Source organism: Nonomuraea africana (genome assembly GCF_014873535.1).
GTDB lineage: Bacteria > Actinomycetota > Actinomycetes > Streptosporangiales > Streptosporangiaceae > Nonomuraea > Nonomuraea africana.
Window position 1 is genome coordinate 8,618,601 of the sequence record NZ_JADBEF010000001.1, and the last position, 22,908, is coordinate 8,641,508.

Below are 22,908 nucleotides of genomic sequence, written 5' to 3' on the forward strand. Positions count from 1 at the left end.
GCGCTCCCCCCGGGCCTTCGCTCTATCCCGGCTCTCCAGGAGACCGTATGAGCTCGGACACCCTCGCCCCGGCGAAACCCGCCGTCGAGCTGGAGGGCATCACCAAGCGCTTTCCCGGCGTCGTCGCCAACCATGACATCCGCATCACCATCCAGGCAGGCACCGTTCACGCCATCTGCGGTGAGAACGGCGCGGGCAAGTCCACCCTGATGAAGATCCTGTACGGCATGCAGAAGCCGGACGAGGGCCAGATCAGGGTGAACGGCAACGATGTCAGCTTCCGCACGCCGAGCGACGCCATCGCGACCGGCATCGGCATGGTGCACCAGCACTTCATGCTCGCCGACAACCTCACCGTGCTGGAGAACATCGTTCTCGGCGCGGAGCCGAGGTCCGGCGGCCGTCTCGACGTGGCAGGCGCGCGCAGGCGCATCAGCGAGCTGGCCGAGGCACACGGCCTGCGCGTCGATCCCGACCGGCTGGTCGAGGATCTCGGCGTCGGCGACCGCCAGCGGGTGGAGATCCTCAAGGTCCTCTACCGGGGCGCCCGCATCCTCATCCTCGACGAGCCGACCGCGGTGCTCGTGCCGCAGGAGGTCGACGAGCTCTTCGAGAACCTGCGCGAGCTCAAGGCCGAGGGCCTGACGGTCATCTTCATCTCTCACAAGCTCGACGAGGTGCTCAGCATCGCCGACGAGATCACCGTGATCCGTCGCGGCACCACGGTCGCGACCGTGCCCCGTAGCCAGGTCACCAGCGCCCGCCAGTTGGCGGAGATGATGGTCGGCACCGAGCTGCCCACCCCCGAGACGCGCGAGTCCACGGTCACCGACACGGTCGAGCTCCGCGTCGAGGGCCTCACCATGGAGGCCGAGGGCTTCCGGCCGCTGCCCCGTGGTGCCGACCTGCGCGAGTTCCTCAGCGGCAGGCGTCTCCTGCTCGACGACGTCTCCTTCGAGATCCGCAAGGGCGAGATCGTCGGCATCGCGGGCGTCGAGGGCAACGGCCAGTCCGAGCTGATCGAGGCGATCATGGGCATGCGCCAGGCGCACGGCCGGATCACGCTCGGCGCCGAGGACATCAGTGAGTGGACCACGCTCAGGCGCCGCGAGGCGGGCATCGGCTACATCCCCGAGGACCGGCACCGCCAGGGCCTGCTGCTGGAAGCGTCGCTCTGGGAGAACCGGGTGCTCGGCCACCAGACCAGGAAGCCCGCGCGCAAGGGCATCTGGATCGACAGGAAGGCCTCGAAGGCCGACACCGAGCGCATCGTCAAGGACTACGACGTGCGCACGCCGAGCGTCGAGACGCTGGCGCTGGCCCTGTCGGGCGGCAACCAGCAGAAGCTGATCGTCGGCAGGGAGATGAGCGGCGAGCCGTCGTTCCTCATCGCCGCCCACCCGACCAGAGGCGTGGACGTCGGCGCCCAGGCGGCCATCTGGGACCACCTGCGCGAGGCCAGGGCCGCGGGCCTGGCCGTGCTGCTGATCTCGGCGGACCTGGACGAGCTGATCGGCCTGTCGGACACGCTCTATGTGATCTTCAGGGGCAGGCTGGTGTCGAAGCTCGACCCCGCGCACGTCAGTCCCGAGCAGCTCGGCGGCTACATGACAGGCGCCATCACCGAGGAAGGGTCATGATGCCCGCAGGGCTCAATCGCCTGCTGCTGACGGTGGGCGGCGCGGTCGTCGCCATCGTGCTCGCGCTGGCGATCTCCAGCGTGGCGATTCTCGCGGCGGGAGCCGATCCCGTCGCCGCGTTCGCGGCGTTCTTCGACTTCGGCTCGACTCCCATCACCGTGGTCAGCGGCGTCGCGACCGTGATCAACAGGGCCGTGCCCCTGTTCATCGCCGGTCTGGCGGTGGCCGTCGGCTTCCGGATGAACCTCTTCAACATCGGCGTCGAGGGCCAGTACCGCATCGCGGCCATCTGCGCCGCCTACGTGGGCGCGACCTTCACCGCTCCCGCGCCGATCCAGATCGCGGTCATCATCATCGTGGCGGCGGCCGTCGGCGGGCTCTACGCGCTGATCCCCGCCCTCATGAAGGTCGGCAGGGGCGTCAACGAGGTCATCGCGACCATCATGCTCAACTACATCGCGATCAACCTCACCGCCTTCCTGCTGCGCGGCCCGTTCCAGGGGCCCAGGCCCGAGGGGCAGCTGACGGTCACGACCGCCGACATCCCCGAGACGGGCTGGTTCCCCAACTTCAACTTCCTGTTCACGATGTTCGGCCTGCCGGCCCCGCGCGGCGCGGGCCTGTGGGGCTTCCTCGGCGTGGCGGTCGTGCTCGGCATCGTGCTGTGGGTGGTGCTCGAGCGCACCCGCTTCGGCTTCGACGTCAAGGCCAGCGGGCTCAACTCCATCGCCGCGCTCGCCTCGGGCGTCAGGCCGAAGAAGATGGTCATCTCCGCGATGGTGCTCTCGGGCGCGATCGCCGGTCTGATCGGACTGCCGGAGATCCTCGGCCGCACCCACAACTACGGCACGAGCTTCACGGCGGGCCTCGGCTTCCTCGGCATCGCGGTGGCGCTGCTGGGCCGTAACAAGCCGGTCGGCATCGCGGTCGCCGCGCTGCTGTTCGGCTTCCTCGACCGGGCGCAGGGGCCGCTGCAGTTCGCCGACGTGCCGCCCTCGGTCATCATGATCATGCAGGGCACGATCGTGCTGCTCGTGGTCATCGCCAACGAGATCACCAGCAGGATGGCGCTGCGCCAGGAGGAACGTCGTGCCGCGCGCCAGCTCGCCACGACCAACCGCGTAGAGGTGGCCGCATGAGCGTTCTCGCTGCTCGCAGGGTCAGGAAGTACCACCTGACGCTCATCGTCGTCGCGGTGCTGATCCTGGTGCTGGCCCTGGTCAGGGTCGTCACGGGGAAGGTCGACATCACCTCCTCCGGCACCTTCCAGGCCGCGCTGCTGCTGGCCGTGCCCATCGGTCTGGCCGGTCTGGGCGGGCTGTGGGCCGAGCGGGCCGGCGTCGTCAACATCGGCCTCGAGGGCATGATGGTGCTCGGCACCTGGTTCGCCGGCTGGGCCGGCTACCAGTGGGGCTGGCCCGCCGCGCTGGTGGCAGGGCTCGCCGCGGGCGCGATCGGCGGTCTGCTGCACGCCATCGCCACCGTCGGCTTCGGCGTCGACCACATCATCAGCGGCGTCGCCATCAACCTGCTCGGGCCAGGCGTCACCAGGTTCCTGTCCGAGGTGCTGTACGCCGAGGGCAGCCGGGCCGCCGAGGCGGGGGCGGGCATCACCACCTCGCCCGCGCTGTCGTCCAAGGCGCCACAGGTCAGCCTGCCGTTCTTCTCCTCGGGACCCGACCTGCTCGGCCGCCTGGAGAGCACGCACTGGTTCCTGGTCTCCGACGTCGCCGGCATCCTGCGCGGCCTGACCCACAACGTGGACGTCCTGGTCATCCTGGCCGTGGCGCTGATCCCGCTGAGCTACTTCGTGCTGTGGCACACCGCGTTCGGCCTGAGGCTGCGCTCGGCGGGCGAGAACCCGTGGGCGGCCGAGTCGCTGGGCGTCAACGTCTACCTCACCAAGTACGTCGCGACCGTCATCTCCGGCGCGCTGGCCGGGCTCGGCGGCGTGTTCCTGGTCTTCGTCACCACCAAGTACGTCGAGGGCCAGACCGGCGGACGAGGCTTCATCGGTCTGGCCGCCATGATCTTCGGCAACTGGCGTCCCGGCGGCCTCGCCGCGGGCGCCTCGCTGTTCGGCTACGCCGACGGCCTGCAACTGCGCAGCTCCGCCGCCGTGACCAGCTTCTTCCTGTTCGGCGCGATCCTGCTGCTGCTCTACGTGGGCAACAGGATCAGGCAGCTGCTGTCGTCGTCGCGTGAGACGACGGCCGCAGCCCTGGTCGGGGCCAGGGACTACACCGTCATGGCGTTCGCCGCCATGGGCGTGGTCGTCCTGCTGTGGCTGTGGATGACCGTCGACCGGCTGCCGAACGAGTTCGTCTACATCACCCCGCACGTCCTGACGCTCCTGGTCCTCCTGGTCGCCTCGCAGCACCTGCGGATGCCCAAGGCCGACGGCGTGCGCTACCGCCGCGGGGAGCAGCATTGAGCATCGACTGGGACGCCCTTCGCGACCAGGCCGCGCAGGCCATGCAGCACGCCTACGCGCCCTACTCCAAGTTCCCCGTGGGCGCCGCCGCCCTGGTCGACGACGGGCGCGTCGTCACCGGCTGCAACGTGGAGAACGCCTCCTACGGTCTCGGCCTGTGCGCCGAGTGCGGTCTCGTCTCGGCGCTGCACGCCTCGGGCGGTGGCCGCCTGGTGGCCTTCACCTGCGTGGACGGCCACGGCGAGCTGCTCATGCCGTGCGGACGCTGCCGCCAGCTGCTCTTCGAGTTCGGCGGCGAGGACCTGCTGGTGGAGACGCCCGACGGGCCCAGGCGGATGGCCGAGATCCTGCCGTACGCCTTCGGCCCCGACGACCTCTCCCGAGGAGCGTGAGCATGGACGTCATCGAGGTCATCGTCACCAAGCGCGGCAAGGGCGCGCTCAGCACCGAGCAGATCGACTGGGTGATCGACGCCTACACCCGCGGCGAGGTCGCCGACGAGCAGATGTCCGCGCTGGCCATGGCGATCCTGCTGAACGGCATGGACCGGCGCGAGATCGCCGACTGGACCCAGGCGATGATCCGCACGGGCGAGCGCATGGACTGGTCGATGCTCGACCGGCCCACCGCGGACAAGCACTCCACGGGCGGCGTCGGCGACAAGATCACGCTGCCGCTGGCCCCGCTGGTGGCGGCCTGCGGCGCCTACGTCCCCCAGCTGTCGGGGCGTGGCCTCGGCCACACCGGCGGCACGCTGGACAAGCTGGAGTCCATCCCCGGCTGGCGGGCCTCACTGTCCAACGACGAGATGCTCTCGGTCCTGCGCGGCGCGGGCGCCGTCGTCTGCGCCGCGGGCTCGGGTCTCGCGCCCGCCGACAAGAAGCTGTACGCCCTGCGCGACGTCACGGGCACCGTCGAGTCGATCCCGCTGATCGCCTCCTCGATCATGTCCAAGAAGATCGCCGAGGGGACCGGCTCGCTGGTCCTCGACGTGAAGGTCGGCTCGGGCGCGTTCATGAAGGACGTCGCGCACGCCAGGGAGCTGGCCACCACGATGGTGGCGCTCGGCACCGACGCGGGGGTCAGGACCGTCGCCCTGCTGACGGCGATGGACCGGCCACTGGGACTGGCCGTGGGCAACGCCCTCGAGGTCGCCGAGTCGGTCGAGGTCCTCGCCGGTGGCGGTCCCGCCGACGTGGTGGAGCTGACCGTACGGCTGGCGAGGGAGATGCTCGACGCCGCGGGAGTCTCGGGCAAGGACCCCGCCGAGGCGCTGAAGGACGGCTCGGCCATGGACGCCTGGCGCAGGATGATCTCCGCCCAGGGCGGGGACCCCGACGGCGTCCTGCCCAGGGCGGCGGAGACGATGACCGTCTCCTGCCCCGCCTCGGGTGTGCTCACCCGGCTGGACGCCTACGGCGTCGGGCTCGCGGCCTGGCGCCTCGGCGCCGGACGGGCGCGCAAGGAGGACCCCGTGTCGTTCGGCGCGGGCGTCACGCTGCACGCCAAACCGGGTGACCTGGTGCGGGAGGGGCAGCCGCTGATGACCCTGCACACCGACGAGACCGCCCGGTTCGACCGGGCCCTGGCGGCACTGGACGGCGCCTACGAGGTCGGCCCCGCGAGCGACCCCGCGCTGCTGCCACTGGTGATCGAGCGCGTCACCGCCTGACCACGGGCGCCGTCCGCCTCCAAAGCAGCGCTGGCGTCGGTCCAGGAAGCGGGCGGCGACGCTCGCCGACGTCAGTGCACGAGGCGGACGGTGTCGCCTGTCGTGACGCGACCGGGGCGGAGCACCTCGGCGTAGACGCCCACACACGGACGTGGGCCGAAACCGGGCATGGGCTCGACCATGTTGTGCGCCGCGGGCATGCGCAGGGCCGAGGTGTCGCGGGGCAGCGAGCCGTGCTCCAGCGTGGGGACCGCGCAGCGCGGCGTCGGCACGGTCACCCGCAGCACGACCTCGTCGCCGACCGCGACCTCCGCGCCCGCCCACCCGTTCTCGACGTACCCTTCGCCGGCCGTCCTGATGACGAGGTTGGGACGGTAGCGCACCGCCTCCACACCCACGGCCTCGATCGCCGAGGTGGTCACGAGGTGCAGCGGCGCGTAGTCGAAGAACGTACCCGGCGGGGCACCCGCGCCCAGCACGGTCTCCTCGACGGCCACGCGGGCCGTGAGGCCCTCGCTGAGCACCTCCTCCGGCACCGCCCGATCCAGTGCCGCCCGCTCCGGCGGGGTCGCGGTGAGCGTCACCTTCCTGCCGAGGGCGCGCGAGAGCGCCTCGTCCACGCCTGGATCGTCGGCGCGGACACTCTCGCCGTCCGGCAGGATCACGCGGACCCCGCCGGGCTCGATCGCGGCGCTGAGGGCGAGCATGCCGCGCCAGACGCGCGGGTTCTTGGGACTGGCGACCTTGCCGGTCTCGGCGTCGACCAGGGCCAGGCCCCTGTCACCGGCGAGACCGGACGTGGTGACGTCACTCGCGTCGACGTCCTGGCCCAGCAGGCCCTTCACAGGGTAGCGACGCACCACCGCCACGGTTCCCAGGATCCCGCCCATCCGTCCTCCTTTGTGATCAGCGTGTCATGACCATACTGGAGGACGGACCTGTTCCCGGCCGGCGGGTCAGCGGAAGGCGGCGACGTTCTCCCGGGCCCACTGGGCGAAGGAGCGCGGCGCGCGCCCGGTGACGTCCTGGACCACCGAGTTGACGGTGTTCGGCTCCTCGGGGACGTTGCCGAAGACGTCGATCATGAAGTCGATCAGCTCCTGCGGCTGTCCCTCGGCCGCCATCCGCGCCCGCGCCTCGTCCTCGGTGAGCTCGACGAACTCGACCGGCCTGCCGAGCGCCTCGCCGATGATTCGCACCTTGTCGCGGGTGGTCAGCCGCTCGGGCCCGGTGAGGCCGTACGTCCTGCCGTGGTGGCCGTCCTCCACCAGTGCGGTGGCCGCGACGGCGGCGATGTCGGCCTCGTGCACCATCGCCGTGGTCGCGTCGCCGAACGGCTCGCGGACGACCCCCTCGGCGCGTACGGCATCGGCCCACTGGAGCGCGTTGCTCATGAACTCCGTCGGGTGCACGAACGTCCACTCCAGCTCGCTCGCCTTGAGCGCGGGCTCCAGCGTGCTCTCGTCCCAGCCGCCCAGCACGGTGACCCTGCGCACGCCCGCCTTGACGGCCAGATCGACGATCTCCTGGCCGTTGGACAGCGGCGCGTAGTCGTCACCGCCGAAGGTGATCAGGTGGGCGGCGGTCACGCCGTCGAAGGCCGCCGCAAGGGTGTCCGTCACGGTGAGGTCACCGGCGACGACCTCGACGCCCTCGGGGAAGACGGCCTTCGCGGGGTCGCGGGTGAGGGCGCGCACCTGGTGTCCGGCCTCGACGAGGTGGCTGACGATGTGGCGGCCGACGGTCCCGGTGGCCCCGGTCACGAGAAAGGTCATGGCGTGCTCCCTAAGCGCTGTCTGTGGTGTCAGAAGCAACAGTAGGAAGCATCGCGGAAAGGAAGCTTCCGCGATTCACGGTGACTTTGGGGTTGACGAAAACGGACGCCGTGACGGCGGGCAACCGGAGTCCTGCTGGGGGAGCGCCCGCGGCGGAGGGGACCCTGTGATCGGCGGAGGCGCCAGGCGGGCTTGCCGTACGGGATGGACGGCGGAAAGCTCCGCGCCCGCGTGAAGAAGACAGCTGAGACGGGAGCGAAGGAGGAGGATCAGACGGGGATGGGGGCGAAGACGGAGGAGAGGACGGCGCGGTGGGTGGGGCGGGCGGCGGCGTGGCGGGCGCGGCCCTCGTCGGTGATGCAGACGAACACGCCCCTGCGGTCGAGGTCGCACACCCCGCGCGTGACCAGCCCGCTCTTCTCCAGGCGGGCGACGACGCGGGACAGTGCGCTCTGGCTCAGGTGCACCTCGTCGGCGAGCTCCTGCACCCGGAACTTCCTGCACTCACTGGCGACGATGCGGTCGAGCACCTCGAACTCGCTGACCCCGAGATCGTGCTTGTCGCCGAGCTCCCGCTCCAGCGCGCACAGTGTCTTCGCGTGTTTGGCCAGCACCTCGTGCCAGGCCGCGACCACGGCCTCCTCGTTCATGTCGCGGAGAATACCATCCGGTTAACTCCCATGCAACGACATTAAATTCTGTTGCATTAAATGTAGATGCATGTAGTCTCTGTCCTCATGTCCTCCACTTCTGCTCGATGGGGCGCGCTCGTCGTGCTCTCAGCTGTGATGTTCCTTGACGCCCTCGACGTGTCGATGGTCGGTGTCGCGCTGCCCTCCATCCAGGCGGACCTGGGCCTTTCTCCTTCTTCCCTGCAGTGGGTGGTCAGCGGCTACGTGCTGGGATACGGCGGTCTTCTGCTACTCGGGGGCAGGACCGCCGACCTGCTCGGCCGACGCAGGGTCTTCCTGGTCGCGCTGGCAGTCTTCGCCGCCGCCTCGCTGATCGGCGGCATCGTGGACGACGGCACGTTGCTGATCGCCGCCCGCTTTGTGAAGGGCATGGCCGCGGCCTTCACCGCGCCTGCCGCTTTGTCGATCATCACGACGACCTTTGCCGAAGGTCCCGCTCGCAACAAGGCGCTGAGCATCTTCACCGCCTCGGGGGCCAGCGGCTTCTCGCTCGGACTGGTGCTGTCCGGCCTGCTGACCGAGCTGGGCTGGCGCTGGACCTTCCTGATGCCGGTGCCCGTCGCGATCATCGCGCTGGTCGCCGCGCTCAAGGTGCTGCCCAAGGTGAAGGAGGAGCGGGTCGAAGGGGGCTACGACCTGATCGGCGCCGTCCTCATCACCGCCTCGATGCTGCTGCTCGTCTTCACCGTTGTCACCGCGCCCGAGGTGGGCTGGCTGTCGGCGCGCACCATCGGCTCACTGGTGCTCTCGTTCGCGCTGCTCGGCCTGTTCGTCTTCGCCGAGCTCAGGGTCAAGCACCCGCTCGTACGGCTCGGCCTGCTGCGTTCGGCCCCGATCGTCCGGGCCAACCTGGGCCTGGTCATCCTGATGGGCTCCTACATCGGATTCCAGTTCGCGGCCATGCAGTACTTCCAGAACCTGCTCCACTGGTCGGCGCTGCAGACGGCGCTCGCCTTCCTGCCCGCGGGCCTGCTCGTCGCGATCACCTCGACCAAGATGGGCGACCTCGCCGACAGGTTCGGCACCGCCAGGCTCATCGTGATCGGCGCGACGGCGCTGGCCGGCGGCTACGCCTTCTTCCTCGGCATCGACGAGAACCCGAGCCTCGGCGGCCTGGTCCTTCCCGGCATGGTCCTGCTGGGCATCGCGTTCGCGCTGTCCTTCCCCTCGCTCAACATCCAGGCCACCAACGGTGTGCACGACGACGAGCAGGGTCTGGCCTCGGGGATGCTCAACACCTCCGGCCAGGTCGGCGGCGCGGTCGTGCTGGCCGTGGTCACCGCGGTGCTGACCTCCGGCGGGGAGGGCGCCATCACCATCGACTCGCTCAAGAGCTCGATCATGGTCCCGCTGATCCTGGCGGTGGTCGGGCTGCTGGTGTCGGCGACGGGCCTGAACTTCCGCAAGGCTCCCGCGGTCGAGCGCGAAGACGTCAAGGTCTTCGAGACGGTCTGATCCACCGTCGAGGCGCCGGTCTCCCTGCCGGGGAGGCCGGCGTCTCCGCGTGTCATCGGTCCGTACGGCCGTGCAGCCTCGCGTGCGCGGGCGCATGTGGTCTGTGCGTCCTCGTGTGTGGCCTTTCGCAGGCCGGTTCGGCATGGCGCGGAGGTCGGGCGCTTGGGCCACTGCGGGCAGGGAAGCAATGGGGTATGCGGCTTTCGCGCGTCGGCGCCATCGTGGGTTGCCTCGCCGTCCTGGTGGCCTGCGGTCCTGGCCAGGCCCCCGGCGGGGCCGGCTCGTCGCCTGGCGGTGCGGGCACGACCGGAGCCGGCATGACCGGCGCGAGCCCTCGTGGGACGAGCCCGAGTCCGGACGGCACGTCGTCGCCCACAGATCCGGCCAGCCCGGCCCTCCCGGTCCCGACGAACACCAAGGATGTCGAGGTCGAGGGTGATCCGGGCGAGCCCGTCCTGGTCAAGGCGGTCAGGTTCGCCGACCACGGCCCCCTCGACAGGGTGGTGATCGACCTCGACGGCGACGTCACCGGCTACAGCGTCAGATGGGTGGACGAGCTCATCCAGGACGGCTCGGGCGAACCGATCGACGTGCGGGGTGGCGCCTACCTTCAGGTCACGCTCAAGCCAGCCAACGCGCACACCGACGAGGGCAAGCCCACGTGGACCGGCGGCCCGATCTTCCAGGCCGGTCTCGGGAACGTGCAGAACGTCGTGAAGACGGGCGACTTCGAGGGTGTGGTCGGCATCGGCCTCGTGCTCGACCACCGGGCGCCGTTCTCGGTGGCGAAGCTGACCTCTCCCGACCGCCTCGTGGTCGACGTGGCACACTGAACACGTGGTGAGAAAGATCGAGGGAGCGACCCGGATCCCGGTCCCGGGCGGCAAGGTCATCGACGAACACATCGGCCGCGTGAACAGCGGCGACGAGGCGGTCTCCATCGCGCACATGACGGCGCCGCCCGGCTGGGAGGAGCCCGCGCAGACGCCGGAGTTCACCGAGTACACGGTGGTGCTGCGCGGAAGCGTCGTGATCGAGCACGCCGAGGGGACGACCGAGGTCTCGGCCGGGCAGTCGTTCGTCTCGGAGCCGGGGGAGAAGATCCGCTACAGCGTGGGCCCCGAGGGCGCCGAGTACGTCGCGGTCTGCCTGCCGGCGTTCTCCCCCGACACCGCCAACCGCGACCCCGAACCCTGGTAGACCGGGGGCCGCGAATCACGCGAGCACCTCCGACACGCCCGCCCCGCCGAACTGGGGTGGCTCGCATCGACAGGCGCCACGAGAATCGGCGCGGGTTTCTGGCAGTCTTTGCAAGATCGATGTTTTTGCTGGTGGCGGTAGGATGACGAGATGAGCCAGCGACCCACTCCTGACGAGATCCGCCGGGCGCCGAAGGTGCTGCTCCACGACCATCTCGACGGTGGTCTGCGGGCGGAGACGATCGTCGATCTGGCCCGCGAGACGGGCTACGACCGGCTGCCCACGACCGACCCCGACAACCTCAGGCAGTGGTTCGAGGAGGCCTCCGACTCTGGGTCGCTCGTGCGGTACCTGGAGACCTTCGACCACACCGTCGGTGTCATGCAGACGCGCGAGTCCCTGGTCAGGGTGGCCGCCGAGTGCGCCGAAGACCTGGCCGCCGACGGCGTCGTCTACGCCGAGGTGCGGTACGCCCCCGAGCAGCACACCACCACGGGCCTCAGCCTCGACCAGGTCGTGGAAGCGGTGTTGGAGGGGTTCGGCCAGGTGCCCGGCATCAAGGTGGGCACGCTGCTCACCGCCATGCGGCACCAGGCGCGCTCCATGGAGATCGCGGAGCTGGCCGTACGCTACAGGGACGTCGGCGTGGTCGGCTTCGACATCGCCGGCGCCGAGGCGGGCTACCCGCCCACCAGGCACCTCGACGCGTTCGAGTACCTCCAGAGGGAGAACGCGCACTTCACCATCCACGCGGGCGAGGCGTTCGGGCTGCCGTCGATCTGGCAGGCCATCCAGTGGTGCGGCGCCGACCGGCTCGGGCACGGCGTGCGCATCATCGACGACATCTCCGCGGCGGACGACGGGTCCACCAAGCTCGGCAGGCTCGCGGCCTACGTCCGTGACAAGCGCATCCCCCTGGAGATGTGCCCGACCTCCAACCTGCAGACGGGGGCCGCCCCCTCGATCGCCGAGCACCCGATCGGGCTGCTGCGCCGCCTGCACTTCAGGGTGACGGTCAACACCGACAACAGGCTCATGAGCTCCACGAGCGTGACCGAGGAGTTCGCCAAGCTGGTCGAGGCCTTCGACTACGGCTGGGACGACCTGCAGTGGTTCACGGTGAACGCGATGAAGTCGGCGTTCATCCCCTTCGACGAGCGTCTCGCGCTCATCAACGGCGTGATCAAACCCGGGTTCGCGCAGCTCAAGTGGCAGGCATGAAGCAGACCTTCCGCGCGTCGACCGCCTTCGTCCTCGGCTGGATCTGGGTGGCCTTCGTGGTGTTCAACGTCTTCGACCTGACCCTCCGCTACAGCGGCAAGGCGTCGCTGGTGGCGGGGGCGGTCCTGGGCGTGCTGACCGCGCTGGTCTACATCACGGCGCTGCGCCCCGCCACCGTGGTCGCCGACGACGGGCTGCGCGTGCGCAACCCGTTGCGGACCACGTTCCTGCCGTGGGCGTCGGTCGACGACGTGCAGGTGTCGCACACGATCAACATCTCGCACGGGGACCGGGTCCTGCGGGCCTGGACACCCCAGGCCTCGGCGCGCGAGCGCGCCAGGGCGAACCGCCGCGGCCACCCCCGCTCCCAGCGCGGCCGCTACCCGACCGAGCCGACGCTGTCCAAGGGTGAGCGGGCGGCGCAGGAGGCGATGGCGGGCAAGACGCACGCCGACTGGGTGGCCGAGCAGATCACCGAACGAGCGGAGAACGCCAAGCGCCGCCGTGAGCAGCCGGGCGACGTCCGCGTCAGCTGGGCGCCCGACGCCCTCGCGGCCTGCGCCGCGGCGCTGGCCCTCGTGGTGGTCGCCATCGTCGCCTGACGAGCTGGCCTCGGGGGCGGCGGTGTTGACCCTGACACCGTGTGAGGCCGTAGACCTGGAGGAGTCATGTTCAGTATCGGAGACTTCGCCAGGCTGGGCCTGGTGTCGGTGCGCATGTTGCGCCACTACGACGCCATTGGCCTGCTTCGCCCCGCCCACATCGACCCCGTCACCGGCTACCGCTCCTACCAGGCGGGACAGCTGGCCAGGCTCAACCGCGTCGTCGCGCTCAAGGATCTCGGCTTCACCCTCGACCAGGTGGGCGCGATCCTCGACGACAAGGTCAGCGCCGAGGAACTGCACGGCATGGTACGGCTGCGCCGCGCCCAGCTGGAGGCGCGGATCACCGCCGACCTGGCCAGGTTGAGAGGGGTGGAGGCACGGCTCCGGACGATCGAGCGGGAGGGTTACATGGAAGACGCCGAAGTCGTGGTCAAGAAGGTCGCACCGGTCAGGGTCGCCCAGCTCAGCGCGAGGGCGGCCAGCTACGACACCGAGGACATCAGCCCGGTCATCCAGCCGCTCTACCAGCGGATCTGCGAGAGGCTGGGCGCGGCGGGCGTGCCGATGCAGGGGCCGGGCATCGCCTACTACCTGCCGGAGGACGACGGCACGGTGCTGGTGCACGCCACGTTCCCGGTCAACCTCGACACGGACGCGGGCCAGGTCCACGACTTCGAGGTCGTGGACCTGCCCGGCATCGAGGCCGCGGCGACCATCATCCACCGGGGGTCGATGGAGAACGTCGGGCCGACGTTCCAGACACTGGCCCACTGGATCGAGGAGAACGGCTACCGGGCGCTCGGCCTGGCCCGCGAGGTCTCCCTGCACTGCCCGCCCGACATGAGCGAGTGGGTGCACGAGCTGCAGATCGAGATCGCGAGCGCCTGAGGTCAGAGCCCGAGGGCCGCGCCGAGATCGGCCTTGAGCGCGTCGAGGCCGGCGGCGGCGACGGCACGGGCCTCGGCCACCTCTCCGGTCACCGGGACGACGACCTCCAGGTAGCACTTGAGCTTGGGCTCGGTGCCCGAAGGGCGCACCACGACCCGCGCGCCGCCCGCCAGGCGGTAGCGCAGGCCGTCGGTCGGCGGCAGCCCGCCGTCACCCTCGGCCAGGTCGTCCCACGCCTCGACGTTCCTGCCGCCCAGGGTCGCGGGCGGCGTCGCCCGCAGCCTCGCCATGGCGGCGGAGATCAGCGTCAGGTCCGCCACGCGAAAGGACAGCTGCGAGGTGGCGTGCAGTCCGTGGCGTCTGGCCTGGTCGTCCAGGAGGTCGAGGAGGGTGCGGCCGTCGAGCTTCGCCGCCGCGGCGATGCCCGCGACGGTGAGTGCGGCGCCGATGCCGTCCTTGTCGTGGACCGGCAGGCCGTGCGCGCCGCCGACGCTGTAGCCGAGCGCCTCCTCGTAGCCGTAGATCAGGCCCTCGCCGGCTCGCATGATCCACTTGAAGCCGGTGAGCGTCTCGGCGTGCCGCACGCCGTACGCCTGGGCGACGCGGCCGAGCAGGGACGAGGAGACGATCGTGGTGGCCACCAGCCTGTCACCGGAGGTGTGGGCGATCACGTGCTCGCCGAGCAGCGCGCCGACCTCGTCACCCGTCAGCATCCTGAAGGTCCCGTCGCCCAGCGGGACGCCCACGGCGCACCTGTCGGCGTCGGGGTCGTTGGCCAGCACGAGGTCGGCCTCGACCTTGGCGGCCAGAGCCAGCGCGAGATCCATCGCGCCCGGCTCCTCGGGGTTGGGGAAGGCCACGGTCGGGAAGTCGGGGTCGGGCTCGCGCTGCTCCTCGACCATGACGGGGGCGGGGAAGCCGGCCTTCCGCATGGCCGTCTCGAAGACCGTCGCGCCGACGCCGTGAAGCGGCGTGTAGGCCACGCGCAGGTCGCGCGCCTCGCCCAGGGGCAGCAGCGTGACCGCCTCCAGGTAGTCGGCGACGATGGCGGAGTCGAGCACCTCGAACGAGCCGAGGGGGAGCGCGTCGACGGGGCCCGCCGCGTCGATGGCGGCCGAGATCTGGCCGTCGACGGGCGGCACGATCTGCGAGCCGTCGCCCCAGTAGACCTTGTAGCCGTTGTCGCGGGGTGGGTTGTGGCTGGCGGTCACCGTGACGCCCGCGGCGGCTCCGAGATGCCGGACGGCGAAGGCGAGCACCGGGGTCGGCAGCGGCTCGGGCAGGATCGAGGCGCGCAGGCCCGCTCCCGCGAGGACGGCGGCGGTGTCGCGAGCGAAGACGTCCGACTTGTGCCGGGCGTCGTAGCCGATCACCACGTGCATGCCGGGGCCGAGCACCTCGGCCAGGCCGGCGGCCGCCCGCATGACGGTGACGCGGTTCATGCGGTTGGGGCCCGCGCCGAGTTCGCCGCGCAGGCCCGCCGTACCGAACTCCAGCTTGGCTCCGAAGCGCTCCTGGAGCGCGTCGGGGTCGTCGAGGAGCGCGGAGAGCTCCGCCCTGGTGTCGGGGTCGGGATCCTGGGCCAGCCAGGCGAGCGCGAGCTCCCGCGAGCCCGTGATCGCGGCGCTCTCCCCGCGAGCTCCTGCGCTCATAGCCGGTCGACCACCTTGGCGAGGAGGGTGCCCATCCTGGTGGCCGTCGCGCGGCCGACCTCGAGGACCTCCTCGTGGTTGAGCGGGGCGCCGACCAGGCCCGCGCCGGGGTTGGTGACCAGCGAGATGCCGAGCACCTCGGCGCCGCCCTCCCGGGCCGCGATGGCCTCGAGGACCGTGGACATGCCGACCATGTCGCCGCCGAGCGTGCGCAGCATGCGGATCTCGGCGGGCGTCTCGTAGGTCGGGCCGCGGAAGGCCACGTAGACGCCCTCGGTCAGCGACGGGTCCACCTGCTTGGCGAGGGCGCGCAGCCGCTTGGAGTAGACCTCGGTGAGGTCGATGAAGGTGGCGCCGGTCAGCGGGTTGGCGCCGGTCAGGTTGATGTGGTCGCTGATCAGCACGGGGTCGCCGACGTTCTGCGTCTCGGGGCGCAGCCCGCCCGCCGCGTTGGTCAGCACGACCGTGCGCACGCCCGCCGCGATCGCCGTGCGCACGCCGTGGACCACCGGCCCGACGCCGAGCCCTTCGTACAGATGGGTGCGGCCCAGGAAGATCAGCGCATGCCGTCCCGAGGAAGTGCGTACGACGCGGATCCTCCCCGCGTGGCCCGCCACCGCAGGCGGGTTGAACCCCGGCAGCTCGGTCACCGGCAGCTCGACGAGCAGGTCGCCGATCGCGTCGGCCGCGGGCACCCAGCCCGACCCCATCACGAGCGCCACGTCGAAGACGTCGAGGTCGGTGGCCTTCCTCAGGGCGGCGGCGGCCTCCTGGGCCTGAACATAGGTCATCTCAGTAGTTTAGGAGCAGCCTGTCGAGGACCCGCACGCCGAACTGCAGGGCCTCGACCGGCACCCGCTCGTCCACTCCGTGGAACATTCCCGCGAAGTCCATGTCCTTGGGCAGGCGCAGCGGGACGAACCCGAACCCGCGCACCCCGAGGTCGGCGAAGAAGGTCTTGTTGTCGGTGCCGCCCGACATGCAGTACGGCACCGCCCGCGCCGTCGGGTCCTCCGCCTTCAGCGCCGCGATCATCGACTCGACCAGCGCGCCGTCGAACGTCGTCTCCAGCGCGATGTCGTGCTGCACGAACTCGCGGCGCACGTTCGGGCCGAGCAGCTCGTCGACGGTCTTGAAGAAGTCCTCCTCGTAGCCGGGCAGGAAGCGCCCGTCCACGACCGCCTCGGCCTGCCCGGGGATGACGTTGGCCTTGTACCCGGCGCTCAGCATGGTCGGGTTGGTCGTGTGGCTCAGCGTCGCGCCGACGAAGCGGACCAGCGGGCCCAGCTTCTCCAGCACGGGGGCCGGGTTCTCGGGGTCGAAGGGCAGGCCGAAGGCGTCCGACACCTCGGCGAGGAACTGCCGCACCGTGGGCGTGAGCGTCAGCGGCCACTCGTGGGCGCCCAGGCGCGCCACGGCCTTGGCCACCTCGGTCACGGCGTTGCTGGAGTTGAGCATCGAGCCGTGGCCGGCCGTGCCGTCGGCGACCAGGCGCATCCAGGACAGGCCCTTCTGCGCGGTCTCGATGAGGTAGAGGCGCAGGGCGGGATCGACCTCGAGGGAGTAGCCGCCGACCTCGCTGATCGACTCGGTCACGCCGTCGAACAGGTCACGGTGGTTGGCGGTGAGGTACTTGGCGCCGTAGACGCCGCCGGCCTCCTCGTCGGCCACCCACGCGAACACGAGGTCGCGGCGCGGCCGCTTGCCCTCGCGGACCATCTGGCGCAGGACCGCGAGCATCATCGCGTCCATGTCCTTCATGTCGACCGCGCCCCGGCCCCAGATGTAGCCGTCGCGGATCTCGCCCGCGAACGGGTCCACGCTCCAGTCGGCCGCGTTGGCGGGAACCACGTCCAGGTGGCCGTGGACCAGCAGCGCGGGAAGCGAGGGGTCGCTGCCCTCGATCCTGGTCACCACGTTGCCCCTGCCGGGGGCGCTCTCGCTGTAGTGCGCCTCGACGCCGACCTCGGCCAGCCGCGCCATGACGACCTCGGCGGCGGCGCGCTCGCCGGGGCCGCTGCCGTCGCCGTAGTTGCTGCTGTCCACCCGGATCAGCTCGGCGCAGAGCTCGGCGACTTCCAGTTCGGCAGGGGTCATGAATGCTCCTTGCGTAGGAACCCGCGCTTGTAGGCCCGGGTGATGAGGGTGACGTTGACATCGGTCACGTCGTCCAGCGGACCGACGACCTCGGTCAGGAAGCGGTAGAGGTCGGCCTCGTGGGCGACCGCCACCTGGACCAGCATGGTGTAGGTGCCCGAGGTGGCCGCACAGTAGCGCACACCCGGATGCCTCTTGAGGGTCTCACCGACCTGGTCGAGGCCGTGGGGGCGGACCCGCAGCCACAGCTGCGCCTCGACGTCGAGGCCGAGCAGCGAGGGCTCGACCTCGGCGCGCAGCAGCAGCACCCGCCGCTCCAGCAGCGAGGCCACCCTGCGCCTGGCGGTGGGCACCGAGATGCCGGTCCGTTCGGCGATCGAGGTGAAGCCGATCCTGCCGTCGGCGACGAGCAGCTCGGCGACCTCGCTCTCCAGCGGTGACAGGCCGTCCTGGTCGGGGAGGGTGACGTCGGGCCGTGGCGGGCTCAGGAGCGCGACCTCCTCGTCGGTGAGGTACGGCGCGTGCCACTCGGCCACCGTGCGGAAAGTGTGCAGCACCACCTGCGTCTGCGTGCCGGCGACGCCGTCGATGCCGTGCACCTCGACGTTGAGGATCTCGTGCAGCGCGGCCCTGCTGGGGGCCACCAGCTCGGCGCCGATATCGGCCGCGCCGGTCACCGAGTAGACCGAGCGGGTGTCGGACCTGGAGGCCAGCGCGTCGGCCACCCTCGCCGCGGTGCCCGCCCGGACCTGGACGTGCAGGTGGACCGGGCTGCCGTGCCCGGAGCGCAGGTCGTCGTAGATGGCGGTGACCTGCACCGCGCCGTCGCCGATCAGTCGCTGGAGCCGCCTGGCGACCGTGCGTTCGTGCTCGCCCACGGCCCGGCCGATCTCGCCCCACGACGCGCGGGGGTTGACCTGCAGCGCGGCGACCAGCCGCCGGCCGAGAACGTCCACGTGGGGCTGACTCCATGTCGGGTTTGTAAATTTATGAACAGACATTTGACTGTTTCGGTCGTCCGCATGCACAGTAAGCCATCTCCGCACCCCGAAGCAAAGGAGCCCCCTGGTGGCAATCACCAGCTCGCCGCTCGGCATCCCCCGAAGTCGGGGCCGCCAGCTTTTGGCAGCAAGCGTCGGCAACGTCGTCGAGTGGTACGACTGGTACGCGTATTCGTTCCTGGCCGTCTACTTCTCCAGCCAGGTCTTCCCCGAGAACGACAACCCCCTCGTCCCCGTGCTGAGCGCCTTCGCCATCTTCGCGGTGGGCTTCTTCATGCGGCCGCTCGGCGGACTCCTGGTCGGCTCCTTCGCCGACAGGTTCGGCCGCAAGGCCGCCATGACGTTCACCATCATCCTCATGGGCGCGGGCTCGCTGCTGCTGGCCGTCACCCCGACCTATGCCGCCGCGGGTGTGCTGGCCCCGATCATCCTGACGCTCGCCAGGCTCATCCAGGGCCTGTCGGTCGGCGGCGAGTTCGCCGCCGCCACCACCTTCCTGGTGGAGTCGGCCCCTCCCGGCCGCAGGGGCCTGTTCTCGAGCTTCCAGTACGTCAGCACGACCATCGGCCAGCTCCTCGCCTCGGGCCTGGCCGCCCTGCTGGCCACGATGCTGTCCAAGGCCGACATGAACTCGTACGGCTGGCGCATCCCGTTCGTCATCGGCGCGGTGATCAGCCTGGTGGGCCTGTGGATCCGCAAGGGCGCCGACGAGACGTCAGCCGTGTCGCAGGAGATCCAGGAGGGCAAGGCCGAGCGGCCGAAGCTCTTCGAGTTCCTGGTCCGCTACCCGACCAAGGCGGCCATGATCGTCGGCATCACCGTGGCCGGCACCGTCGCCTACTACACCTGGACGACGTTCCTGCCGACCTACGCCCAGCAGAACGTCGGCTTCGACCCCGCGATGTCGCTGCAGGTCGGCACCATCTCGCTGCTGTTCTTCATGGTGCTGCAGCCGCTGCTCGGCATGCTGTCGGACCGGGTCGGCCGCAGGCCCATGCTGATCGCCTTCGGCCTGGCCTTCACGCTGCTGCCGGTGCCGATGCTCGGCGCGCTGTCCAACAGCTTCGCCAGCCTGCTGATCATCCAGATGATCGGCATGGTCTTCCTCGGCTGCTTCACCTCGATCTCCGCGGCGGTGAACTCCGAGCTCTTCCCGACCAGGGTGCGGGCGTCGGGTGCGGGCTTCCCGTACTCGCTGACCGTCGCCATCTTCGGTGGCACGGCGCCGCTGATCGGCACCGCGCTGAAGGACGCCGGCAACTCGGGGCTCTTCCCCTGGTACATGTCGGCGCTGGCGCTGGTCTCCACGCTGGTCTACGTCTTCGCGCTGAAGGAGACCAAGGACCAGCCGCTGAGCTGATCACGGTGCGCCCGGCCGTCGCCGGGCGCACCCTTCGCCGGGCGCGGCGCCGCCCGGTCAGGTGCCGTCCGACTTGCAGGGACGGCCGCGCAGGTTCTTCACGTAGTCGTCGGGAGCGCCCGCCATCTCCGCGGCGTCGGCCAGGCTGCCCAGGTAGCTCGCGGACGGCAGGCCGCCCTCGTAGCTGTCGAGGACGTAGAACCAGGCGAGGACCTCGCCGTCGAGCGTCTGCACGCGCAGCCGTACCTTGTGGTAGACGCCGCGGCTGGCGCCCTCCCACTGGTCGAGGGAGGCCTCATCCCACTCGGGCACGTCGTAGAGCACGACGAACACCTGATGGTCCGGCTCCTCCACGATGGAGGCCAGCGCACCCTCCCCGCGAGCGCCCTCACCACAGAACGTCAGGCGCCAGCCCTGCAGCCAGCCCACGCCCCGCACGGGGGAGTGAGGAGCGCGCATGGCCATCTGCTTGGGATCCATGTTCGAGCCATAGGCCGCATAAAGCCTGGTTCCGCCCGTATTCTGCGGAGAATCAGGAAGTCGTCCCATCTCACTCTCCTCGCCATGTGGTGCTCACCACCGCGCCATCCTGCCACGCCTGGGAGCGCGGTCGTCGGTTCGAAGCCCTTGGGCGGGAACCGGTTCGTTGTCACGTCTCCATATGCGGGACAATGGGACACGTGACTAGGATCGTGATCATCGGTGGCGGACCAGGCGGCTACGAGGCGGCTCTGGTGGCCGCGCAACTGGGCGCGCAGGTCACGATGGTCGAGGAGGACGGTCCGGGCGGCGCCTGCGTCCTGACCGACTGCGTGCCGTCCAAGACGATGATCGCGACCTCGGTCCGCAAGCAGGCGTTGCTCGACGCGCCCTCGCTCGGCGTGCACTACTCCGGCGGGGCCGACCGCGACGTGGGGTCGGCCGAGGTCGACATGCCCCTGGTCAACAAGCGGGTGAAGGAGCTGGCCCAGGCGCAGTCCGCCGACATCGGCGCGCGGGTCGCGGCCGAGGGCGTCGAGATCATCAAGGCCCGCGGCCGGCTGGTCGACCCGCAGGTGGTCAGGGCCGGCGACCGGACCATCAGGGCGGACGTCGTCATAGTCGCCACCGGCGCCACGCCGCGCATCCTGCCGGGCGCCGAGCCCGACGGCGAGCGCATCCTCACCTGGCGGCACCTCTACGACCTCGACGAGCTGCCCGAGCACCTCATCGTGATCGGCTCGGGTGTGACGGGGGCCGAGTTCGCCGGCGCCTACCGCTCGCTCGGGTCCGAGGTCACACTGGTGTCCTCCCGCGACCGCATGATGCCCAACGAGGACGCCGACGCCGCCGAGGTGCTCGAAGAGGTCTACCGGCGCCGCGGCATGAACGTCATGGGCCGCTCGCGCGCCGCCTCCGTCAAGCGCACCGCCGACGGGGTCGTGGTGACCCTGGAGGACGGCCGCACCGCCGAGGGCTCCCACGCGCTGATGACGGTCGGCATGGTCCCCAACACCTCGGGCCTCGGCCTCGAGGAGGCCGGCGTGACCCTCGACAGGGGCGGGTTCATCCAGGTCGACAAGGTGTCGCGCACCTCGGCTCCCGGCGTCTACGCCGCGGGCGACTGCACGGGCGTGCTCATGCTCGCCTCCGTCGCCGCCATGCAGGGCCGCATCGCCGTCTGGCACGCGCTCGGCGAGGCCGTCCAGCCGCTGCGGCTCGCGACCGTCGCCTCCACCATCTTCACCGACCCCGAGATCGCCGCCGTCGGCGTGTCGCAGAAGCAGATCGAGGCGGGCGAGATCGAGGCGAACGTCGTCAAGCTGCCGCTGTCGACCAACGCCAGGGCGAAGATGCAGGGGTTCAACGACGGCTTCATCAAGCTCTTCTGCCGCCCGCACACCGGCATCGTGCTCGGCGGCGTCGTCGTGGCCCCCAGGGCCTCCGAGCTCATCCTCGCCGTGTCGGTCGCGGTGCAGCAGCGGCTCACGGTCGACCAACTGGCCCACACGTTCGCGGTGTACCCGTCGCTGTCCGGATCCATCACGGAGGCGGCGCGCCGCCTGATGCAGCCGACCGCCGCCATCGGCATCTGACGCCCCCGCGCGCGGGCGCGGTCCGACGGGCTGCGCGCTCAGGCGCCGTCGGGTGACTCCGCGCTCAGGCGCGGTAGGGCCCTGGACGGCGGGCCGCCGCGGCCCACAGGGCGAGCGTGACGAGCAGGCCGAGCGATCCGACGACCACCAGGACCAGCCCGAGAGAGACCACGGGACCGCCCGCGGGTGTGGACGGCGGGTCGAACGCGGCCGGACGCTCCGCCCTCGCGCTGGGCGAAGGCGTGGGTGTGGCGAAGCCCTTCGCGTCGTCGGGGACGTTCTTCGGCGTGCCGCGCGCGCCGGTCAGGTCGAGATCGTCGGCGAAGGTGAAGTCGGCGTCATGGACGTTGGCGCCGGCGAGCTCGGCTCCGTCCATCTCCGCGGAGCTGAACCGCACCTCCCGCAGGTCCGCGTCGCGGAAGAGCGCGTGGGGAGCCTCGATCGAGATCAGCTCGGCCTCGTGCAGCTTGGCCCTGGTGAAGTCGGCCCTGCGCGCCTTGGCCTGGCCGAGCTTGGCGTCGACGAGATCGGCGCCGACGAGCTTGGCGAGCGTGAGGTCCGCCTGGCCGAGGTAGGCCCTGGTGAGCTTGGCGCCGCTGAGGTTCGCCCGGGGAAAGCGCACCTGCGTCGCGCCGACGTCGACGAGGTCGGCGCCGCGCAGGTCGGCGTAGTCGCCGTGCATCTGCCCGAGATCGGCGCCGCGCAGATCGGCCTCCCTGAAGTCGACGTACTTCGCGACGGCCTGCCCGAGGTCGGTCTGCCGCATCGAGGCCTCGCGCAGGATCGCGCCGGTCAGGTCCTTCTGGGTGAGGTCGACGCCGTCGAACGTCGCGCCGGTCAGGTCGGCGCAGCGCAGGGAGGAAGGCAGCCTGCGTCCCTTGCTGAAGTCGGCGCCGCGAAGGTTCGCCCGGTCGGCGGCCCGGCACGGGCCCGCATGAGCGTGCGCGGACGGCGCGGCCACCACCACGGGCAGCGCCATGAGGGCGGTGACGAGCGCTAAGGAGATCGAACGGCGCAACGGGGCCTCCTTGCCACCGGCCCCATGGGTCCGCCAGGCGGTTGCTTGACCTTCAGCTTACAAAGCCCCGGGGGCCACACGGTCCCCAGGAGTCACAGCTGTGTGCCGTGGAACGCGGAAAGG

General features: G+C 70.7%; 22 protein-coding genes. 13 read left to right on the plus strand and 9 right to left on the minus strand.

The window, feature by feature from the left end:
* Positions 1 to 47 precede the first annotated feature (47 nt).
* Genes H4W81_RS41310 through H4W81_RS41330 form a run of 5 tightly spaced genes read left to right on the plus strand, consistent with a single transcriptional unit; the run spans position 48 to position 5,746 of the window.
* Positions 48 to 1,640, plus strand: coding sequence for an ABC transporter ATP-binding protein (locus H4W81_RS41310; protein ID WP_192779762.1), 1,593 nt, complete (start codon positions 48 to 50; stop codon positions 1,638 to 1,640).
* Positions 1,637 to 2,779 (plus strand): ABC transporter permease, encoded by a 1,143-nt coding sequence (locus tag H4W81_RS41315; RefSeq protein ID WP_225959039.1) that lies wholly within the window; start codon positions 1,637 to 1,639, stop codon positions 2,777 to 2,779. The genes H4W81_RS41310 and H4W81_RS41315 overlap by 4 nt, the downstream gene beginning before the upstream one ends.
* Complete coding sequence (locus H4W81_RS41320) at positions 2,776 to 4,074, plus strand: ABC transporter permease (RefSeq protein WP_192779763.1); 1,299 nt, start codon at positions 2,776 to 2,778, stop codon at positions 4,072 to 4,074. The genes H4W81_RS41315 and H4W81_RS41320 overlap by 4 nt, the downstream gene beginning before the upstream one ends.
* Positions 4,071 to 4,466 carry a cytidine deaminase gene (locus tag H4W81_RS41325; RefSeq protein ID WP_192779764.1) on the plus strand — a complete coding sequence of 132 codons (396 nt, stop codon included), beginning with the start codon at positions 4,071 to 4,073 and terminating at the stop codon, positions 4,464 to 4,466. Before H4W81_RS41320 ends, H4W81_RS41325 begins: the two co-directional genes overlap by 4 nt.
* A gap of 2 nt (positions 4,467 to 4,468) precedes the next feature.
* Positions 4,469 to 5,746 carry a thymidine phosphorylase gene (locus H4W81_RS41330; protein ID WP_192779765.1) on the plus strand — a complete coding sequence of 426 codons (1,278 nt, stop codon included), beginning with the start codon at positions 4,469 to 4,471 and terminating at the stop codon, positions 5,744 to 5,746.
* 71 nt (positions 5,747 to 5,817) lie between these two features.
* Here H4W81_RS41330 and H4W81_RS41335 read toward each other — a convergent pair whose 3' ends face one another.
* The 3 genes from H4W81_RS41335 to H4W81_RS41345 all read right to left on the minus strand — a co-directional run bounded on the left by H4W81_RS41335 (position 5,818) and on the right by H4W81_RS41345 (position 8,171).
* Positions 5,818 to 6,636 (minus strand): MOSC domain-containing protein, encoded by an 819-nt coding sequence (locus H4W81_RS41335; RefSeq protein WP_192779766.1) that lies wholly within the window; start codon positions 6,634 to 6,636, stop codon positions 5,818 to 5,820.
* A 66-nt stretch (positions 6,637 to 6,702) separates the two neighbouring features.
* The gene (locus H4W81_RS41340; RefSeq protein ID WP_192779767.1) at positions 6,703 to 7,521 is read right to left on the minus strand and encodes an NmrA family NAD(P)-binding protein; all 819 of its coding nucleotides are present in this window, start codon (positions 7,519 to 7,521) and stop codon (positions 6,703 to 6,705) included.
* A gap of 269 nt (positions 7,522 to 7,790) precedes the next feature.
* Entirely contained in the window at positions 7,791 to 8,171 is a 381-nt protein-coding gene (locus H4W81_RS41345) for a MarR family winged helix-turn-helix transcriptional regulator (RefSeq protein ID WP_192779768.1), read from the minus strand.
* Between the two features lie 87 nt (positions 8,172 to 8,258).
* On the opposite strand from H4W81_RS41345, the gene H4W81_RS41350 reads away from it, so the two are divergent.
* The 6 genes from H4W81_RS41350 (at position 8,259) to H4W81_RS41375 (ending at position 13,582) form a co-directional block, all read left to right on the plus strand.
* Positions 8,259 to 9,668 carry an MFS transporter gene (locus tag H4W81_RS41350; protein ID WP_225959040.1) on the plus strand — a complete coding sequence of 470 codons (1,410 nt, stop codon included), beginning with the start codon at positions 8,259 to 8,261 and terminating at the stop codon, positions 9,666 to 9,668.
* 194 nt (positions 9,669 to 9,862) lie between these two features.
* A complete protein-coding gene (locus tag H4W81_RS41355) occupies positions 9,863 to 10,501 on the plus strand; it encodes an AMIN-like domain-containing (lipo)protein (protein WP_192779770.1) in 639 nt (212 codons plus the stop codon).
* 4 nt (positions 10,502 to 10,505) lie between these two features.
* The gene (locus tag H4W81_RS41360; RefSeq protein ID WP_192779771.1) at positions 10,506 to 10,868 is read left to right on the plus strand and encodes a cupin domain-containing protein; all 363 of its coding nucleotides are present in this window, start codon (positions 10,506 to 10,508) and stop codon (positions 10,866 to 10,868) included.
* A 150-nt stretch (positions 10,869 to 11,018) separates the two neighbouring features.
* Positions 11,019 to 12,089, plus strand: coding sequence for an adenosine deaminase (locus H4W81_RS41365; protein ID WP_192779772.1), 1,071 nt, complete (start codon positions 11,019 to 11,021; stop codon positions 12,087 to 12,089).
* Positions 12,086 to 12,691: a PH domain-containing protein gene (locus H4W81_RS41370; protein WP_192779773.1), complete on the plus strand. Its 606-nt coding sequence runs from the start codon at positions 12,086 to 12,088 to the stop codon at positions 12,689 to 12,691. Before H4W81_RS41365 ends, H4W81_RS41370 begins: the two co-directional genes overlap by 4 nt.
* A gap of 66 nt (positions 12,692 to 12,757) precedes the next feature.
* Complete coding sequence (locus tag H4W81_RS41375; RefSeq protein WP_192779774.1) at positions 12,758 to 13,582, plus strand: MerR family transcriptional regulator; 825 nt, start codon at positions 12,758 to 12,760, stop codon at positions 13,580 to 13,582.
* A 2-nt stretch (positions 13,583 to 13,584) separates the two neighbouring features.
* Here the strand turns inward: H4W81_RS41375 and H4W81_RS41380 are convergent, their stop codons facing one another.
* From H4W81_RS41380 to H4W81_RS41395, 4 genes are read right to left on the minus strand one after another with little or no spacing between them, the layout of a single operon-like run.
* Complete coding sequence (locus H4W81_RS41380) at positions 13,585 to 15,234, minus strand: phospho-sugar mutase (RefSeq protein ID WP_192779775.1); 1,650 nt, start codon at positions 15,232 to 15,234, stop codon at positions 13,585 to 13,587.
* Entirely contained in the window at positions 15,231 to 16,025 is a 795-nt protein-coding gene (locus tag H4W81_RS41385) for a purine-nucleoside phosphorylase (protein WP_192779776.1), read from the minus strand. Before H4W81_RS41385 ends, H4W81_RS41380 begins: the two co-directional genes overlap by 4 nt.
* 1 nt (position 16,026) lies before the next feature.
* Complete coding sequence (locus H4W81_RS41390) at positions 16,027 to 17,331, minus strand: M20/M25/M40 family metallo-hydrolase (protein ID WP_192779777.1); 1,305 nt, start codon at positions 17,329 to 17,331, stop codon at positions 16,027 to 16,029.
* Positions 17,328 to 18,287, minus strand: coding sequence for an Lrp/AsnC family transcriptional regulator (locus H4W81_RS41395; protein WP_318782402.1), 960 nt, complete (start codon positions 18,285 to 18,287; stop codon positions 17,328 to 17,330). Before H4W81_RS41395 ends, H4W81_RS41390 begins: the two co-directional genes overlap by 4 nt.
* 112 nt (positions 18,288 to 18,399) lie before the next feature.
* Between H4W81_RS41395 and H4W81_RS41400 the strand changes: the two genes are divergently transcribed.
* On the plus strand, positions 18,400 to 19,692 hold the full coding sequence (locus tag H4W81_RS41400; protein ID WP_318782403.1) for an MFS transporter: 1,293 nt from the start codon (positions 18,400 to 18,402) through the stop codon (positions 19,690 to 19,692).
* Positions 19,693 to 19,749: 57 nt separating this feature from the next.
* Here the strand turns inward: H4W81_RS41400 and H4W81_RS41405 are convergent, their stop codons facing one another.
* Positions 19,750 to 20,241: a gamma-glutamylcyclotransferase family protein gene (locus H4W81_RS41405; protein ID WP_192779779.1), complete on the minus strand. Its 492-nt coding sequence runs from the start codon at positions 20,239 to 20,241 to the stop codon at positions 19,750 to 19,752.
* 131 nt (positions 20,242 to 20,372) lie between these two features.
* On the opposite strand from H4W81_RS41405, the gene H4W81_RS41410 reads away from it, so the two are divergent.
* Positions 20,373 to 21,767, plus strand: a complete 1,395-nt coding sequence (locus tag H4W81_RS41410; RefSeq protein WP_192779780.1) for an NAD(P)H-quinone dehydrogenase — start codon at positions 20,373 to 20,375, stop codon at positions 21,765 to 21,767.
* Positions 21,768 to 21,831: 64 nt separating this feature from the next.
* On the opposite strand, the gene H4W81_RS41415 is transcribed toward H4W81_RS41410, so the two are convergent.
* Positions 21,832 to 22,785 (minus strand): pentapeptide repeat-containing protein, encoded by a 954-nt coding sequence (locus H4W81_RS41415; protein WP_192779781.1) that lies wholly within the window; start codon positions 22,783 to 22,785, stop codon positions 21,832 to 21,834.
* Positions 22,786 to 22,908 lie beyond the last annotated feature (123 nt).

Bases quoted from the DNA above. Each gene is read 5' to 3' on its own strand.
- H4W81_RS41375 (WP_192779774.1), top strand. From the start codon at position 12,758: ATGTTCAGTATCGGAGACTTCGCCAGGCTGGGCCTGGTGTCGGTGCGC.
- H4W81_RS41335 (WP_192779766.1), bottom strand. From the start codon at position 6,636: ATGGGCGGGATCCTGGGAACCGTGGCGGTGGTGCGTCGCTACCCTGTG.
- H4W81_RS41320 (WP_192779763.1), top strand. From the start codon at position 2,776: ATGAGCGTTCTCGCTGCTCGCAGGGTCAGGAAGTACCACCTGACGCTC.
- H4W81_RS41355 (WP_192779770.1), top strand. From the start codon at position 9,863: ATGCGGCTTTCGCGCGTCGGCGCCATCGTGGGTTGCCTCGCCGTCCTG.
- H4W81_RS41370 (WP_192779773.1), top strand. From the start codon at position 12,086: ATGAAGCAGACCTTCCGCGCGTCGACCGCCTTCGTCCTCGGCTGGATC.
- H4W81_RS41315 (WP_225959039.1), top strand. From the start codon at position 1,637: ATGATGCCCGCAGGGCTCAATCGCCTGCTGCTGACGGTGGGCGGCGCG.
- H4W81_RS41405 (WP_192779779.1), bottom strand. From the start codon at position 20,241: ATGGGACGACTTCCTGATTCTCCGCAGAATACGGGCGGAACCAGGCTT.
- H4W81_RS41310 (WP_192779762.1), top strand. From the start codon at position 48: ATGAGCTCGGACACCCTCGCCCCGGCGAAACCCGCCGTCGAGCTGGAG.
- H4W81_RS41350 (WP_225959040.1), top strand. From the start codon at position 8,259: ATGTCCTCCACTTCTGCTCGATGGGGCGCGCTCGTCGTGCTCTCAGCT.
- H4W81_RS41345 (WP_192779768.1), bottom strand. From the start codon at position 8,171: ATGAACGAGGAGGCCGTGGTCGCGGCCTGGCACGAGGTGCTGGCCAAA.
- H4W81_RS41330 (WP_192779765.1), top strand. From the start codon at position 4,469: ATGGACGTCATCGAGGTCATCGTCACCAAGCGCGGCAAGGGCGCGCTC.
- H4W81_RS41390 (WP_192779777.1), bottom strand. From the start codon at position 17,331: ATGACCCCTGCCGAACTGGAAGTCGCCGAGCTCTGCGCCGAGCTGATC.
- H4W81_RS41385 (WP_192779776.1), bottom strand. From the start codon at position 16,025: ATGACCTATGTTCAGGCCCAGGAGGCCGCCGCCGCCCTGAGGAAGGCC.
- H4W81_RS41365 (WP_192779772.1), top strand. From the start codon at position 11,019: ATGAGCCAGCGACCCACTCCTGACGAGATCCGCCGGGCGCCGAAGGTG.
- H4W81_RS41340 (WP_192779767.1), bottom strand. From the start codon at position 7,521: ATGACCTTTCTCGTGACCGGGGCCACCGGGACCGTCGGCCGCCACATC.
- H4W81_RS41380 (WP_192779775.1), bottom strand. From the start codon at position 15,234: ATGAGCGCAGGAGCTCGCGGGGAGAGCGCCGCGATCACGGGCTCGCGG.